The sequence below is a fragment of the uncultured Methanospirillum sp. genome (genome assembly GCF_963668415.2).
In the GTDB taxonomy this organism is placed as follows: Archaea; Halobacteriota; Methanomicrobia; order Methanomicrobiales; family Methanospirillaceae; genus Methanospirillum.
In genome coordinates this window covers 3,222,344-3,239,255 of record NZ_CAXXDL010000001.1, presented here as the reverse complement: position 1 = coordinate 3,239,255, position 16,912 = coordinate 3,222,344, and the positions used below count along the sequence as shown (strand labels likewise).

The 16,912-nt window shown below is 49.5% G+C and carries 10 protein-coding genes; 4 read left to right on the top strand and 6 right to left on the bottom strand.

Annotated elements, in window-relative coordinates:
- Window positions 1–1,356, top strand: a complete 1,356-nt coding sequence (locus ACHZA2_RS15245; protein ID WP_319580414.1) for a cobyrinate a,c-diamide synthase — start codon at window positions 1–3, stop codon at window positions 1,354–1,356.
- A gap of 27 nt (window positions 1,357–1,383) precedes the next feature.
- Here the strand turns inward: ACHZA2_RS15245 and ACHZA2_RS15240 are convergent, their stop codons facing one another.
- On the bottom strand, window positions 1,384–3,003 hold the full coding sequence (locus tag ACHZA2_RS15240; protein WP_319580413.1) for a putative manganese-dependent inorganic diphosphatase: 1,620 nt from the start codon (window positions 3,001–3,003) through the stop codon (window positions 1,384–1,386).
- Between the two features lie 95 nt (window positions 3,004–3,098).
- On the opposite strand from ACHZA2_RS15240, the gene ACHZA2_RS15235 reads away from it, so the two are divergent.
- Both ACHZA2_RS15235 and ACHZA2_RS15230 read left to right on the top strand, forming a co-directional pair.
- A complete protein-coding gene (locus tag ACHZA2_RS15235; protein ID WP_319580412.1) occupies window positions 3,099–3,746 on the top strand; it encodes an SHOCT domain-containing protein in 648 nt (215 codons plus the stop codon).
- A gap of 64 nt (window positions 3,747–3,810) precedes the next feature.
- Complete coding sequence (locus ACHZA2_RS15230; RefSeq protein WP_319580411.1) at window positions 3,811–5,286, top strand: RNB domain-containing ribonuclease; 1,476 nt, start codon at window positions 3,811–3,813, stop codon at window positions 5,284–5,286.
- A gap of 41 nt (window positions 5,287–5,327) precedes the next feature.
- Here the strand turns inward: ACHZA2_RS15230 and ACHZA2_RS15225 are convergent, their stop codons facing one another.
- The 4 genes from ACHZA2_RS15225 to ACHZA2_RS15210 form a co-directional block, all read right to left on the bottom strand.
- Window positions 5,328–6,686, bottom strand: coding sequence for a hybrid sensor histidine kinase/response regulator (locus tag ACHZA2_RS15225; RefSeq protein WP_319580410.1), 1,359 nt, complete (start codon window positions 6,684–6,686; stop codon window positions 5,328–5,330).
- Window positions 6,687–6,706: 20 nt separating this feature from the next.
- Window positions 6,707–9,127: a response regulator gene (locus tag ACHZA2_RS15220; RefSeq protein ID WP_319580409.1), complete on the bottom strand. Its 2,421-nt coding sequence runs from the start codon at window positions 9,125–9,127 to the stop codon at window positions 6,707–6,709.
- Between the two features lie 7 nt (window positions 9,128–9,134).
- Complete coding sequence (locus ACHZA2_RS15215; RefSeq protein ID WP_319580408.1) at window positions 9,135–11,522, bottom strand: Cache 3/Cache 2 fusion domain-containing protein; 2,388 nt, start codon at window positions 11,520–11,522, stop codon at window positions 9,135–9,137.
- Window positions 11,523–11,597: 75 nt separating this feature from the next.
- On the bottom strand, window positions 11,598–12,644 hold the full coding sequence (locus ACHZA2_RS15210; protein ID WP_319580407.1) for a chemotaxis protein CheW: 1,047 nt from the start codon (window positions 12,642–12,644) through the stop codon (window positions 11,598–11,600).
- A gap of 131 nt (window positions 12,645–12,775) precedes the next feature.
- Between ACHZA2_RS15210 and ilvA the strand changes: the two genes are divergently transcribed.
- The gene (gene ilvA, locus ACHZA2_RS15205) at window positions 12,776–13,981 is read left to right on the top strand and encodes a threonine ammonia-lyase (protein WP_319580406.1); all 1,206 of its coding nucleotides are present in this window, start codon (window positions 12,776–12,778) and stop codon (window positions 13,979–13,981) included.
- A gap of 20 nt (window positions 13,982–14,001) precedes the next feature.
- Here ilvA and ACHZA2_RS15200 read toward each other — a convergent pair whose 3' ends face one another.
- Window positions 14,002–16,905, bottom strand: coding sequence for a PAS domain S-box protein (locus tag ACHZA2_RS15200; protein ID WP_319580405.1), 2,904 nt, complete (start codon window positions 16,903–16,905; stop codon window positions 14,002–14,004).
- Between the last annotated feature and the right edge of the window lie 7 nt (window positions 16,906–16,912).

Here is a 16,912-nt window from a genome sequence, read left to right as displayed (position 1 = left end):
ATGAATGAAGAAGTCGGAACAGTATCAATTCCCAGGCTTGTTATAGCAGGAATCCACAGCAACTGTGGAAAAACCACAATTGCACGAGGACTGATGGCTGCGCTTGTAAAACGCGGGTTCGTTGTGCAGCCATTCAAAGTTGGTCCTGATTTTATTGATCCCAGCCATCACACCCGAATCTGCGGCCGCATTTCACGAAACCTCGACCCTGTGATGATGGGAGAACAGACAGTCAGGGAGACATTCATCAACACCTGCAAAGGAGCAGACATCGCAGTCATTGAGGGTGTGATGGGGATGTTTGACGGGCTTGATGGAACTACGGAAGGAAGCACCGCCCACATAGCCCGTCTTCTCCATGCTCCTGTAATCCTGGTCATACCAGTGAAGGGAATGTCAGGAAGCGTGCACGCCATGGCGGAGGGATTCAGCAGGTATGATCCTGATGTTATCGTCTCTGGTGTGATCCTGAATATGGTCGGAAGTCCCCGACACAAGACCATCCTTCAGGCAAGAAAAAGTGTCGAACAGTTGGGATATATCCCGGTCACAAGGGATCTCGAGATCGGAAGCAGACACCTCGGACTTGTGATGGGGGAGGAACTCCATGTCCCGGAAGGCCTTGCCAGCATGCTGGAAGAGCACGCAGATGTTTCACGACTAATTACCATTGCCAGAACTGCTACACCGCTATTAAAAACCGAAGACAACGGGAGTGTACATACCGGATCTGTCCACATCGCGGTAGCCAGCGATCCTGCATTCTGTTTTTACTACCAGGATAATCTGGACAAGCTGAAGAGGTTTGGAGCAGAATTGATCTTTTTCAGCCCGATGAGTGATGATCTCCCGGAGGCAGACCTGATCTATCTCGGCGGTGGATATCCCGAACTGCATGCTCCTGCCCTTGAGTCAGGGCCATGCAGGAATCAGATCCGTACCGCTGCAGAAGATGGCATGCCCATCTATGCTGAATGTGGCGGGCTCATGTACCTTGGCAGAGGGGTGAACACAGATGCCGGATCGGCCCGATGGGCTGGTGTTCTTCCAGTAGAAGCATTCATGGAGAAACGGTTCCAGGCTCTCGGATATACCATCGGCGAATCAATAGGGGGGCCATCGGTAGCCCCTGCAGGAACACCGATCAGAGGACACGAATTCCACTACTCCCGGCTTGACCCGGATCAGGACGCCAGATTTGCAATAACCCTTTCCCGGGGTACAGGAATTATGGATGGTCGGGATGGTATCTTCGTCGAGAACTGTATGGGCTCATATACCCATGCATATTTTTCTGACGACATGACAGTCGGATTGATCAGAGCAGCACTCAACTATAAAGACAAACGGGCATGAAATGACTGCAGAACAAAAAGAGTTAGGTCAGAGAGCATTCCGAAGTTTCTGACCAAACACAGGGAAGAAATCCTTTTTTCGTGACATCACACCAGATAGTTCAACAGGCTGATGATCATACCCGATCCGTTCGAGAACTCCCGCATCGCCGGCTCCATATAGATAACTGATCTGACCAATCACATCGGTGAAGAGAACAATATAAAGATCAGCACTGGTCTTCTGTTTTAGTATTGTGAGGGTGTCTCTGATCTCACTGTCATGAGAAGTATGGTACCGATCTGACGCGGTCATAACCTGCCCGATAATTACAGCCTTATCGAAGAGAGTATACTCTTTCACATCCCGGGTCAGTAATTCTTCAAGGGGAACCTGATCAAGATCCATCCCTTTCTGAATGAGAGTGCTCCCGAATTCAAGGGGGTCACGGGCAGCCAGGCGGGAGAGGTACTCAACCGCCTCCCGATCACGGGCAGTTGTGGTTGACATCTTCAGCACTAGCGTGTCTGAAAGTATTCCTGCGAGTAGCAATGTGGCGATCTCTTTCGAAGGAGTTACTCCCTCCTCGATGTACCGGAGTGTGATGATCGTGGATGTGGATCCCACCGGTTCATTTCTGAACTGAATCGGGCGTAGCGTAGAGATGGTTCCAAGCCGGTGATGATCGATGATCTCAAGAACTTCGGCCTCCTCTATGCCCTCTGCGGCCTGTGCAAATTCGTTGTGATCAACCAATATGACCGACTTATGGATCTCTTCAACAAAGGAGTTCCGAGAGATCATACCAAGCAGACGATTGTCCTCGTCAACCACACACGCAGTCCTGTACGGTGAATTGGTGACTACACGGGTTGCAGCAGAGAGAGAGTCATCCATGTGGACGATCTCTACATCTGTCCCCATGATAGCAGTTGCCGGGTGGGAAAGGTGAATCATTCTCCCGACACTGAAGGCATCAAGATCAGTCTTAAGAAGTGTAACCTGGCGTGACTTCGCCGCATCATGCAGGCGTTCACCGATAGGAGCACCTTCAGCGATGATCATCGCCCCGATTCCTGCTGACACCAATGCGAGTTGGGCTGGTTCATTATCACCGACGATGGCAACATCTTCAGAGCCAAGACGGGAGAGAGATACGTGGAGGGCATCAATCACGATGGCAACCTGTCCGTCGAGGCTCATATGGGCACTATGGATAATATCGGCCTGAAGAATGCGGGCAAGTGTCTCGGTACTGATGGGGCCGACACGGAGTGGCTGGCTGGCATGAGGAGAGACATACGCACGAGCAAGACCATGCTCACTAACCAGACCAAGCAGATGCTCATCAGCGTCAACAATCGGGATGTTCCTGACATCGTGCTCGTCCATCAATGCTGCCACATCAATAGCAGCCATGTCATCTGGTGCCCGCTGGGGATAGAGGAAAGGAATGTCCCCGACCACAGGCTCAACACTCTCGACGAGTACCGGTGCCGGGAGACTTGCTTCATTCAGGACATACTGGGTCTCTGCATTGATCTCACCGCAGCGGCCTGCAACATATGATCCTTCTCTGACCATTGCAAGCAGATTTGCATACGCAATAGCACTGGCGATACTGTCGGTATCAGGCTGGCGATGGCCGAGAACATAAATGGACTGCATAACCTGCTCCAAGGTTACGCCCTGGCAGACATATAGTATTGGTTTGATTCATGCAGATTGATATATCTCGTCACCTAATTTCAGAGTACCAAACCATGGCAGATGATGTGAGTCTCGGGGAGGCAGCAGGATCGGCACTGGAAGCTGTTACCATGCTTGCAGGATATGCAGGATCGCTATGCCTCTTCATAGGAGGACTGACCACGTTCTTTGCGGTTCCGTTTCTGGGACAGATTACGTACCTGAATGGACCAACCGGCACCGGATTTCTCTATCTTCTTCTCGCAGGAGTTTCTGTATACATCACATATATACGAAAATTTTTCCTGCTGTATGTTAGTGGAGGGATTGCAGCACTTGCAGCCGGGTATGACATCCTCAATGGAACCCGCATCGGGTATGTGATGCAGATGGCACTCGGGGGCGGATTATCAGCCTCAATGGGAGGAAATCAGGATCCCATTGTATCTGGTATGATGCAGAATGCGGGATTTAACATTCCCACCGCATGGATGGTTCTTGCAGCAGGTCTGTTTATCCTGCTCGTGACACCAAGTCTTGCACAGAAAAAGAATGAGGAGAAAACCGGATCTCAACCTGCCAAATCAAAACGTGATCAGATCCTGGAAAACCGGATGAAGGAACTGGACAACCTGATCCTGATTTATGAACGTGGACATATTACAAAGGAAGAGTTCACCAGACTGAAGACGGAGATCATGAGCCGTGACCGACTCAAGTAACTGCACGAAGATAGATCGGTTCGGACGTATCTGTTCATTGATCACATAGAGGAACTATCACATCATGCAAAAAAATCCCCAGGTAGATCTCAAAAGCATTGCATATGATGCAATGGTAAAATACGGGTTTGAACCATATTTCTCAAAAGCGACTTTGACAGAAGTCCAGTTAATAGCAGAAGAGCGTATTGAACCCTGGCCACAAGGAACCCGGGATCTCCGGCCCCTGCTCTGGTCATCGATCGACAACATCGACTCCATGGATCTCGATCAGATCGAGTACTGTGAGCCCGGTAAAAACGGTGAGATCCTCATTAAAATCGCAATTGCCGATGTTGACTATTTTGTACATAAGGATTCTCATACCGATCGGCATGCATCACATAACGGAACCTCAGTGTACACAGGAATCGAGACATTTCCGATGCTTCCCGATCCTCTTTCGAAGGGTATCTCCTCACTTCTCCCAGGACCAGATCATCTTGCCATGGTGATCGAGTATGCAGTCATGCCTGGCGGGACGTTCATGCCAGGCAATATCTACCGTGCTGTTGTTTCCAATAAAGCTAAACTCATCTATGAGGAGATTGGCGACTGGCTTGAGGGAAAAACAGGCGTTCCAGAATCGGTTCGATCAGTTCCGGGACTTAAAGAACAGATCCAGCTGCAGAACTCAGCAGCCCAGAGACTCAAGCAGCATCGTCGTGAACAGGGAGCACTCGATCTCGGCACCCTTGAAGCAAGCGCAGTTGTAAGTCAGGGCGAGGTGCTCGATCTGGTTGTACAGGATCAGAACATGGCCAGATGCCTGATCGAGGAGTTCATGGTGGCAGCGAATGGAACAACTGTGGCATTTCTTAATAAGTCAGCGATGCCGATGATCCAGCGTATCGTCCGGACACCCAAAAATTGGGAGGGAATCCGGATGACTGCTGCGCAATACAGGGAAAAACTGCCCAAAGCACCTGACACACGGGCACTTGCAAAATTTCTGATCAAACGCAGAAAGGTAGACCCAGAACGGTTTCCTGATCTCTCACTAACAATAGTGAAACTCATGGGGCCGGGGGAGTATGTCCCGCTCATTCCGGGTGAACCACCAATAGGACATTTCGCATTGGCGGTAACAGACTATACCCATGGAACTGCACCGAACCGCCGGTATGTTGATCTCATCATTCAGCGGATCGTCAAGTCAGTACTCGACAATCAGAAGAACCCATACACAAATGTGGAACTACGGGAACTGACTGCATGGCTTACCGGTCGGGAGAAAGGATCAAAGAAGGTCGAACGGTTTATGCAGAAAGCAGCAGCTGCTGTGTTACTTCAGGGAAAAATCGGTCAGTTGTTTGAAGGGCTTGTTACCGGTGCTTCAGAAAAGGGCACATATGTACGGATACTCAGCCCTCCTGTTGAAGGAAGGGTAGTACAGGGATCCAGAGGACTGTATGTAGGACAGAAGGTCAGGGTACGTCTGCTCAGAACTGATCCCTACCAGGGAAACATAGACTTTGACTGTACAGGGAAGATCAAGTGACAGAGACTGAAGAGGACTCTGGATGTTCTCTTCAGAGATATTCACGGAGAGGGGGACGAGATGTTTTCGGCAGATGAGGGATCAATGCCCTTTGAGTCCATTATTATAACCTCAACAGGACAGCAGATCTCAAACCGCGCCCCTACTCCGGGGGTCCCGATCTCGGAGATGGTGATACCAGTGATGGATAAAATCTCCCGCGAGAGGAAGAGACCAAGACCGGTGTTCTTCCCGTACTGAAATGTGAAAATCTTCTCTTTTTCGTCGCTAGGAATTCCCACTCCGTCATCCTCGCAAAAGAGGGAGAACGAGTTATCACGTTTTTCAATACTGAACCTTATGAGGGTGCTTTTTGTACCATACTTCACCGAGTTATGTATCAGATTTGCAAACACTTTCTCAATAAGCGGATCAGCAAAGATTCTGATGCCATGGGGAATAGTGTTCTCCATCCTGATCTGATTCAGCGAGGTGTGGCGCATGGAGTTTTCAACAAGTTCCTGAATATCCTGCCAGACAGGAGATTTTATTCCTATGTGTTGGTACTCATCGGTAAACCGTACTGTTTCAACAGTCTGGCCGACGATCTTCATTGCTTTCCTGACAAAAGTCCAGGCATTTTCAGGGTTTACTTCCCGATCAGAATAGGCCAGTTCAAGATATCCCTGTAGCGAAGTCAGCTGGTTGAGCAGATCATGGCGGGTGATGGTTGCCATGAGTTGGAGTTTGTTATTTGCACCAGCCAGGGCGGTCTCTACCTTCTTCCGCTCTGAATTCTCGAAGATCAGATCATTATTCGACTTCTGGAGTTCCTGGATAGTATTTCGGAGTTCCTCATTCAGATAATTCAGTTGATCATGTGTCTCCTGCAGTTCGGAGTAATTCTTTACCGCTATCTCATATGTTGAGAGGAGAATATTCAGGACCTGCCTGCGGTTTGCTGCAATCTGGTGTGACTCACCAGCAAAGGAGACATCCAGAGGAAGAGAGCAGTTCCCGGGATCAGTATCCCTTCGGGTCAGATATGTACTTACAATTCTTCTGTTAATCCCGGATGGATCAAATGGTTTGATGATAAAATTATCAGCGCCTGCAGCGAGACCCTTGATAACATCGATCGGATCATAGAGGTTAGTTACCAGAATGACCGGGATCTCCGCAATCACAGGGTTGGTTTTTATTGCAGTGCAGAGGGTGTACCCGTCCATCTCAGGCATAAGAACGTCTGTGAGGATCAGATCAGGTTGTTCCTGCGATATCAGAGTGAGTGCTTCAACCCCGTTTGACGCCAGTGAAATATCATACCCCTCCTTTGCAAGGATATACCGGAGATACTCTGCCTGTGTCCGGTTGTCCTCAACAATCAGTATCTTTTTTGGTAATGTGGCAGTCGTATTCATCTATCCCTCCTGCATGTTATCTATCCGGTACCAGGGTGGTCCTTCCCTGAAATGAGTTCACCGATGACCGTAAGGAAGGAATTCTTCTCAAAACTGCTCTTTACCAGATATGCATCTGCACCCACCGCCATCCCATGCTCCCGATCCTCTGCAGAGTCAAGAGATGTGACAAGTACCACAGCAAGGCGGGCATAGCGATCATCAGCCCGGATCTTTTCCGTGAGAGTGAACCCGCTCATCCGGGGCATATCGACATCAGATACGACCATATCAAACTCATACTCCTTAAGTTTTGCGACCGCATCAACACCATCAGACGCGGTATGCACCAGATACCCGGCCATCTCCAGAATTCGCTTCATGAGGGCCCGGGAGGTCACTGAATCCTCGACGACAAGAATCCTTCTCCCGTCCCGGGTACTCTCCTGTCTTCGCTGAACGGGACGACCGGAGGTGAAAGCCTCCTGAATCAGTTCGATAGGATCAAGGACCATAGCCACTTTCCCGTCTCCAAGTATGACCGCACCCGTGATCCGTTTCACACGCATAAGGAGGTTGCCGAGCGGTCTGACAACGATCTCCTGAACCTGGATAACCTCATCAACCACACAGGCGATCTGTCTGCCACCATACTCCAGTGTAACAACAGAAACCGGGGCAGAACCGGTAAGACGAGGACCCGGATCAGGAATCCCAAGCGCCTGGGTGAGCATGACAACCCGTACAGCCTCTCCATCAATTCTGGTAACCAGCCGCATCCCCTGATACTGAAATGAAGTAGGGTCTGCTCTGATGACCTGCCGTACCTGCTGGAGCGGGATCACATAGGTCTGGCCACCGGCACTGATCACAACACCCCTAAGGGTGGCGAGACGGACAGGCAGGACGATAGTGATCGCTGTTCCCTTCAAAGGTTCAGACGAGATTCTCACTTCTCCCCCGAGTCTGCTCACTACATCATCCACAATGGCAAGACCAAGACCCCTGCCAGACAGTTCACTGACTTCACGACATGTAGAGAGCCCTGACCTGAAGATGAGCCAGAGTGCTTCCTCATCTGTCAGATGTGGTTCCTGTCTCGAGGTGATGACCCCTTTCTCAACCGCTGTCTGACGGACCATGGCACGATCTATACCAGCACCATCATCAATCACCTCGATACTGACCTTGCTTCCTGAATGTGGTGTGACCCTCACCTTGAGGAGACCGCAATCAGGTTTTCCCCTCTCATGCCTGATGTCTGGTGTAGCAAACCCGTGATCAATGCAGTTATGGATCAGATGCATCAGGGCGGGTTTCAGTGCTTCAAGGATACGACGATCCATCTCCATCTCGCCTCCTTCGATCTTCAGTTCAACCTGTTTTCCTGTCTCATGCGAGTAATCGCGGACAAATTTGTAAAATGGAGACAGTATTGTTGAGATGGGAAGGAGAACTGCATCATGAATAAGGTCAGAGATCTCGCTTGTGCTTACCTCAAGGGCTGACCTATCCACCTCGGTCGCACGGATATGGCGGGATAGGTCATGCTGGAGATTGACGACAAACTCATGATCAAATTTTATGAAACCGATGATCCGCTCAAGAGGGAGAAGGATGTCAGGAGGCAGCGATGATTTCTGTACTCCGTATGTGAACTCACGGATCTGGTGAAGATCACCTTCGATCTGTGAATGGTTCCATCTCCAGAGCGAGAATATACTCATCATCTCTTCCAGTTCCCGCAGTCGGTGAGTAATATACAATCTAGTCGTCAGCAGATCATCAGAGCCTGCAATCAGACGGTCCAGTTTATGTGAAGCGATCCTGACCGTATCACTGCCCTGGATCTGGCCGGGAATGCTGCGCCCACCCAGTGGTACCTGCTCCTGAAAAGTAGTGGTGCTGGATACAGGAGAGTAATGGGCTGATGAAAAGGAAACCCCGTAGACAGATGAAACCGGAGGATCAGAAGATAGCCGCTGATCAGCTGTTCCTTTTGCAGGGAAGACAACCTCTACGGGCAGATCCGGGGCACCATCAGGTGAAAAGATCTCTCCGGTTTTTTTCTCGGCCACAGCAGCCCGGAGGGCACACACGATCTCTGATGAGATCAGATCTGACGAGGTCCCGGGGGAGAGAAGTGCATACATGGCTGAAACCGAACGCTGAAGCAGATCGAAAATATCCGAGTCTGATATAATCTCCCCCTTTTTCAGCGCTGAGAATACATTCTCAATATTCTGACAGATCGATTCGATTCCTTTGAGGTTTACGGCTCGTGCTGCACCTTTGAGGCTGTGGGTTTTTCTGAAGACCTGCTCAATAAGATCAGCCTGATCTTCTATTACAGCCTTTTCAAGACTGATGAGACCCTGGGAAATGTCTGTGAGGATCTCATCAGCCTCTTCGCGAAAGGTAGCAAGCAGCCACTCATGGAACTCTTCGTCAGAACTGATCATACCTGGTTCAGACGTGATACTGTTCGGTGATCTTCTTTAATCTTACACCAAGTTCGTGCAGATCCTCTGCAGTTTTTTCCGCTTTTCTGGTGGTTTCAAGATTTTTCTGGGCAGCATCCCTGATCTTCTCGATCGCAAGGGATATCTGGTCCATCCCGGCTACCTGGTCCTGAATAGAGGTTGCAATCTCAAGTGCTTCCTGTGATGAATCAGCACTTGTACGAGTGAGAACCTCAATCGCTTCCCTGGCATCACTTGTCAGCCTGGCAGCATCGGCAACGGTTTTTGTACCCCGCTCGGTTGAGACCACCGTTGACGTGACACCACGCTGGATATCGGTCAGAATTGTTCTGATATTGGCAGTCGCCTGTTTTGACTGCTGGGCAAGGTTATGGATCTCATGTGCAACCACAGCAAATCCTTTCCCAAACTCACCAGCCTTTGCTGCTTCTATTGAAGCATTCACAGCAAGAAAGTTGGATTGATCAGAGATTTCAGTGACGGTGGCTATGATCTCCCCGATAGCCTGGCTCTGTTCTGAAAGTTTGATGACATTGATCCCGATCATGTCCATCTGCCGTTGGATATGATTCATCCCATCAAGGATCTCCTGCACTGACCGTTGTCCTTCTCCAGACACCTGAATAGCACGGAGAGCTTTTTCAGAAACAGCTTTTGTCTTCTGGTTAGCAAGTTCGGTCTTCTTTCTGACAGCCTCCACAGTGTCAGAGGTCTCATTCACAGTCGCAGCAGTCTGATAACTTGCAGAGGAGAGCTGGGTTGTAACGGTCAGGATCTCACTTGAAGCCGAAGAGAGCACAGACACACCCTCGTACAGTTCTTCGGTGATCAATTTCATGAGCCTTGAGAGTTCGATACCAATAGTGTTCAGGGCATCACGGTACGCAACAAACTCACCGGCCACCGGGATCGTCTCATCAAACCTGGCTGTGAAATCTCCTGACGCATAGAACCTGGCAAGGCGCATCGCCTCATTCACCGGTTCGGTGATCGTCTCAAGAGTCTTGTTGAACCCGGCGATGATCATCCGGTACCCGCCTGAGAACGCATTCTCATCACCACGTACCGAGAGATCTCCGGCACGGGCAACGTTGGTGAGTTTGATCGTCTCTTTGTGAAGGTGATCAAGGGACTCAACCATCATCTTCAGAGCAGGTCTGATCTCATCGCTCTCATCAACCGGTTCAGAGAATTCTAAGATGTACTCACCGGTTGCAATCTTCTTGATCGTTTCCACAACATTGGTCTGAAGATCATCAGCAAACTCATCCATTGTGGCAGCCATGATCCCGATCTCATCCTGACGCTGGATATTAAGCCTGGCTGATACATGGCCGTTGCGAAGTTCTTTGATCATGACTACCACCTGCTGCAGGGGCAATGAGATCGAACGCCCGAACATGAACGCGATGATGGCACCGAGCAGGATGGAGGCAGTTACAAGTGCAAATATGGTGTTTCGAAGGGTATCGATGGGACCTGAAAAATCAGAAAGATCGGCACGGGAGACGATGTACCAGTCCAGAGGTTCATAGTAGGTGTATGCATCAAAGACCATCGTCCCGTTGATGTTATGAGCAATGGATCCTTCCTTCTTCCCAAACATCTCCTGGATATAACTCATATCAGAAAGATTCTGCCCGGCAAGAGCTGGATGTATCAGAACATTGCCTGAACCGTCGACAACATACATGTACCCGTGTCTGCCGACAGTCGTCTCATTGATACTTTTCTTGACGATATCAAGAGTCTGACCCTCTTCAGTTCCGGCAAAGAGTACACCAATAACCTCGCCGTTCAGATCTTTTATCGGCTCATAGGCTGTGACATAGTTTTTACCGAACAGATCACGCCTGCCATAATAGGTCTCACCTTTCTTGACAGCCACATCATAGACATTATCGGTCAGATGAGTTCCGACTGCTCTCTCCCCGTCAGTACCAATGACATTTGTTGAGATGCGGACTGCGTACGAGTCATTATACACCTGAAAGACGGTAGCAGCCCCACCCACAAGTTCTTGCACCTTGTCAACGATCTCAAAGTTATTATTGATCACGTACCGGTTTCCGGTCCGATCCGAGAGAGTCATATTTCCATCGACAATGGAGGGAGTACCTTTTGAATAGAAGTTCTGCTTCAGAACATTCAGGTCACTGTTCACCTTGACTCGGGTCAGTTTGTAGACATCGTTTGTCCACCCTTTCATGTCCTGAACCTGTGTCTCAAGCAGGGTCTCGATCTGTTCATTGATAACGCTGCTTGAACTGGAATATGCCACAACACCAAGTAATAACGTTGGAATTATGGCAAGAAAGAGGCAGATAACAAGAATCTTAGTACCTACTTTCAAATCTCTGAAAAACTGAATCATCACAGGACTCCTTATTCTCCACTTCTGATACACAGACTAACTGGCAACCGGAATATTCGCTCACCACTCATTATTTCACCATGCACGCTGCCCGGCCGTCACCGGATGTTCTGACTCCCCGCTCTGATCGACGATCATCTTTGGATCTGATAGAATTGCGGCTGCATTGATCACCATCAGACCAGAACTGACCACACCGAAGATATAATTAGGCTCACCAGGTGCATATTCAGGGCCTGCCTTCTGGATCTCCTCAACAGGAAGAAGACTGATACCCGTGATCTGATCTGCAAGAATGCCAAACGTGATCTGACCATCTGTCAGGACAATAACCTGATTCAGATCTGTCAGACCCTTTTCAGGGATAGAGAGAAGAACCCTGAGATCCACCAGAGGAATGATCTCTCCCCGAACCGGGCAGACACCGACGATGTGATCAGGTGCTGTCGGAACCGGGGTTATCTCGCGGGTGAGAACAACCTCCCTCACAAACCGCATCTCTGCAGCGTAATCGCGATAAACAAGTCTGAATTTTATAACCTCGATAGATGAGGTTTCAGGCGGTCCTTCCTCCGGCCTGGCAAGAACAGTTGCCCGCTCTGAAAGCTGCTGCCTGATCTTTTCAGAATCTCCGAAATCACAAGGCTCATCTCTTGTTGCTATCTGGTGATTCACCATCTCCGGATGTTCTGAAAGGAACGAGAGGATGGCATTCTCTCCGGTCCTGCATGACTCAAGAAAAAAGGGGAGATCATGAATGAGTATGGCATCTTTTGAGATCGATACTCCTTGGTCTGAATAGACTGGTGATTCAGCCAGGATCTCATCACCTGCACTCTCCTGAACCACATATGTTTCATCAACCCAGAGAGCGACTCTGAATGTTCCCGTTTTGGCAATAATCAGGCTGTCATTCAGGCGGGGAGAACGTTCAGGCAGGCCAAAGAGGGTCCGAAGTGAATAAACAGGAATCCTGATGCCATGAAGGTTCAGAGTGCCTGCCACCAGCGACGAACCAGAAGGCGGCGGATCAAGCTCTGCCATCCGTACCAGGTACATACTCTCATCAAGGGGGAGGGCACCCTGCACCCCCTCAACCACAAAATGAAGTATTTGAGCCATGGTTCAGATGAATCAATCCATCTTTGTGGTTATGCAATATAAAAACCGTTGAATGATAGACCCGATCAGGTGATCAAATAGGGGACAGAGATCGCCGTCAGACTCATTACTGGAAAAGAAGATCCTGATATATGCTGACCCTTGCTGCCATCAGGGATGCACAAGTGAGGATCAAACCCCATATCCTGAGAACCCCGCTCATCAGTAGTCCGACCTTTTCTGAGATGACCAACACACAGGTCAGCCTGAAGCTTGAGACTCTCCAGATTGCAGGATCGTTTAAGATCAGGGGGGCCCTGAATGCTATTCTCTGTGCCATAGAGAAGAATCCGGATCTCAAAGGAGTGATAGCAGCTTCAGCAGGAAATCACGCCCAGGGTGTCGCTGTAGCAGCAAAGATAGCCGGAGTTAAGGCAACTATCTTTATGCCCGGATGGGCCTCACTAACCAAACAGGAAGCCACCAGGGGGTACGGTGCAGAAGTTGTCATAACCGGATCAACCATAGATGAATGTGCCGTTGAGGGAATCAGGAGAGCAGGAAACGACCACCTGTTTGTGCACCCATTCAACGATTCAGATGTCATTGCAGGGCAGGGAACAATAGGTCTTGAGATCATCGAGGACCTCCCGGATGTGGATGTGATCATTGTACCGGTAGGAGGAGGTGGACTTATATCAGGTATTGCCTGTGCGGTCAAAACACTCAGACCTTCCTGCATTATCATCGGTGTTCAGGCTGTACACTGTCCCTCGGCATCGCAAGCTCTTCGTGAAGGAGGGCCGGCCTGTGTCTCATCAAAGTGGACTCTTGCTGACGGAATCAGGGTGAACAGAACTGGGGACTTGGCATACCCGGTGATCCGGGACCTTGTCGATTCTCTGATCGAGGTAGATGAAGACCAGATCGCAACTGCAGTACTCGCACTTATGGAACGAAAACGGGTGATCGCTGAGGGAGCAGGTGCTGCTCCGCTGGCAGCACTAATCAGTGGAAAATGCCAGATCAGAAAAGGAAGTAGAGTGGCAGTGATAATAAGCGGTGGAAACATCGATACCCATCAGTTTGGGAGAACCATCAGTCATGGTCTCACACTTGACGGGAGAATATTCAGATTTTTTGTCGAATTGCAGGATCATCCGGGTTCCCTTGTTGATCTTCTTGCAGTTATTGGAAAAGAAGGAGGCAACATCCTACAGATCCATCACACAACAACAGACCCGCAGACTCCCGCCGATTACGCCAGAGTTGAGATAGAACTGGAAACCCGTGGTTCAATTCATCTCAGGATTATTCGTGCTGCCCTGGAAGAGAGAGGATACCGGCTGTTCACCTGAAGATCATACAAGGTGCCCTGTCAGATGTACCTGAACGTATTGGCAGGAAGCTGGACCTCAAACCGTGCCCCAGACCCCGGAGTGCCTGTTTCAGTGATCGAAAGTCCGGTGATCGCCAGGATCTCACGGGAGAGGAAGAGACCGAACCCGGTGTTTTTACCATATCCATGCTCAAATATCTTCTTTTTCTCATTTGCGGGGATACCTATACCGTTGTCTTCGTAGACCAGAACAACCCCGCCGTCCTTCTGAACAACGGAGAAGAAGATTCTGTCTACACGCTCCCCGTGCATCAGCGAGTTTGAGATAAGATTTGAAAAGACCTTTTCAAGCAGAGGGTCAGCAAATATTTCAAACCTATCAAGGCTCTCATCCCATCCGACATACTCGCACTTGCGAAGTTCTTTCGCTGTCCTGATCTTTTCGCCGACATTCTGCCACTGCGGGGCCTTCACCCCGACATCCTGGTACTCTTTGGTGAAGACGATCTGACTCCTTATAGCCTGGGTCGCTTCAGCCTGTTTCTCGATAAAAGGAACCAGGTTCTGATCAGCATTCTTCTTTCTGAGAAGATCCAGATATGCAAGCAGGATGGTGATCTGATTCAGCACATCATGCCTGGTAATACTTGAGAGCAGGTTCAGTTTCTTGTTGCTCTGCACCAGGGCATCCTGTGCTATCTTCCGATCAGTAACATCATTACCAAGGAATAACAGTGCAGGCCCTTCCTTCCAGGTAATGCCAACCATACCGATCTCAAGCCACCTGACCTCACCCGAATTGTCATACACACGGATCACATTCCCTGCATGTATTGCCCCACTCGCGGCCGCCTCTGCGATGAGATTCTGAATGACTCCGGTATCATCAGCATGAACCCAGGATGCCAGGTCATGCCCGGCCAGCTCTTCCCGATTCCGCTTAAAGACAGAAGATGCCTTTGGATTTGAGAAGATGATGGTACCGCTACGCAGAACCAGAACGATCTCGTTTGCATTGTTTACAAGGAGACGATACTGCTCTTCACGCTCTTTGAGTGCCTCTTCAGCCTCTTTACGAAGCGTGATATCGCGGGCAATGGTCATTACGAGGCTCTGATCCTGGATCTTTATCGGATAGGTTACGACCTCGGCATAGACCGTGGATCCATCTTTGCGATGAATCTTCATCTCCTCAGGCCCAGTTGCCTTTCCAAGAGCGTTGCGTGCAAACAGAACGGCAGTCTTGGTGATATGCATCGAGGCGATCAGCCCCATCGTGAAGATATTGCGCCCGTGAAGATCATCTTTGGTAAAACCGGTCAGTTCAGTCACGGCACGGTTAGAGTCAACAAAGGTTCCCTTAATATCAGTGAGGAAGTACGCTTCAGGTGCATGGTCAAAGAGGATCTTCAGGCGCTCTTCTGAGTTACGAATCTCCTGTTCTGCAGCTTTTCGTTCACTGATATCAGTGAGTACAACGGTGATCGCCCTGACCTCTCCATCATCATCATCCCTGACAGGGCTGAACCTCCTGATGTAATCACGACCAAACCAGTGGATCTCGTCCATGAACATCTTTCTGGATGATGAAACACGTTTGACTGCTTCATCAAACCGTTTGTCCTCTCCCGGTGGAAGCATGACCCGCATCCGCTGCTCCAGGTACTTGTCAGCAAGATCACCCAGTTTCTTGCGGTGATATGTATTCATGAAGATGTAACATGAATCGAGATCCACCATGTAGATCGAGTCACCGGTAGACTCGACCACGCTCCGGTAGTTCGCCTGTGTGACCTGCAGGGCAGAGAGGGTGGAACGCTGCTGTGTCACATCGCGGAAACTCCACACCCTCCCGATGATGGTCCCCCCGATGCGCTGGGGAAGGGTAAGCCTCTCAAAGATCCTGCCATCACGAAACTCAAGAACATCGAATGCATCCTTGTCAGGGTTATTCCGGAGCCAGTTTACCCGTTCGATGAACGAATTCCGGTCTTCAAGCTGGTCCTCAAGGTAGGCAAGGATCACCTCCTCATCCTTCTCCTCGATTACGGTCTCAGGGATGTACCACATGTCGAGGAACTTCTGGTTGTAATTGATGACCTTGCCTGCCCGGTCAACCACAAAAATTCCATCAGATGTGGATTCGAGGGTGGCAGTGGTGAGGGATGCACTTCTGGATACCTCGTCCTCAAGCCTGACCCGGTCGGTGATATCTGTAGAGACAACGGTTACTGCAAGTACCTGTGAAGAGGACTGATACTTGATAGGGATGAACTTGCGGTAGTAGTATCGCCCCTCTTTCTCATACTCCTCGAGATAAAAATTACTGTGGGTCAGGACCTGGCTCATCGAGTTGATAAACCGTTTATTCTCCTCTTCTGAGTGGAGATCACGGTACATTTTGGACTCATATTCTTCTCCGAAGATGCCAAGTCGTTTTAAATGAGGTGTATTAATATAGAGATACCGGTAATGCCGGTCTATCATGTATATTGAGTCTTCAGTCGCCTCGACTATGGTATGAAAGTTGGTTTCAGCGTACTGATGTGCCTCTTCGGCCTGTTTCCACTTCACAACCTGTTTGATAAAGGTATTTAACTGAGCCTTCTCAAGATCAGGATCGCCATTTTTCTGAAAGTAGTAATCTATGCCAGCCTTGAGTGCCTCTTTTGCAATAGCCGGACCCTGGTCACCAGTAAATATAGATATCGGGCTTGACTGGATCTGCTTTTTCAGCCGGGTGATAAAGTCAATTCCGTTCTGTGGCCCGAGATCAAAATCAGATATCAGAACATCGATGTGAGTCGTCTGGAGTTTCTTAAAACTCTCCTTGATATCAGTCACTGAGAAGATATCCACCTTAGCGCCATTTTCCGAGAATAAACGTGTTATACTCGAAAATTGTTGTGGATCTCCAATTGTAAGGATCGACGTTAATGCCAATCTCTCT

Excerpts from the sequence above, each read along its gene's own strand:
- ACHZA2_RS15245 (WP_319580414.1), top strand. The coding sequence starts at position 1 with ATGAATGAAGAAGTCGGAACAGTATCAATTCCCAGGCTTGTTATAGCA.
- ACHZA2_RS15240 (WP_319580413.1), bottom strand. The coding sequence starts at position 3,003 with ATGCAGTCCATTTATGTTCTCGGCCATCGCCAGCCTGATACCGACAGT.
- ACHZA2_RS15235 (WP_319580412.1), top strand. The coding sequence starts at position 3,099 with ATGGCAGATGATGTGAGTCTCGGGGAGGCAGCAGGATCGGCACTGGAA.
- ACHZA2_RS15230 (WP_319580411.1), top strand. The coding sequence starts at position 3,811 with ATGCAAAAAAATCCCCAGGTAGATCTCAAAAGCATTGCATATGATGCA.
- ACHZA2_RS15225 (WP_319580410.1), bottom strand. The coding sequence starts at position 6,686 with ATGAATACGACTGCCACATTACCAAAAAAGATACTGATTGTTGAGGAC.
- ACHZA2_RS15220 (WP_319580409.1), bottom strand. The coding sequence starts at position 9,127 with ATGATCAGTTCTGACGAAGAGTTCCATGAGTGGCTGCTTGCTACCTTT.
- ACHZA2_RS15215 (WP_319580408.1), bottom strand. The coding sequence starts at position 11,522 with ATGATTCAGTTTTTCAGAGATTTGAAAGTAGGTACTAAGATTCTTGTT.
- ACHZA2_RS15210 (WP_319580407.1), bottom strand. The coding sequence starts at position 12,644 with ATGGCTCAAATACTTCATTTTGTGGTTGAGGGGGTGCAGGGTGCCCTC.
- ilvA (WP_319580406.1), top strand. The coding sequence starts at position 12,776 with ATGCTGACCCTTGCTGCCATCAGGGATGCACAAGTGAGGATCAAACCC.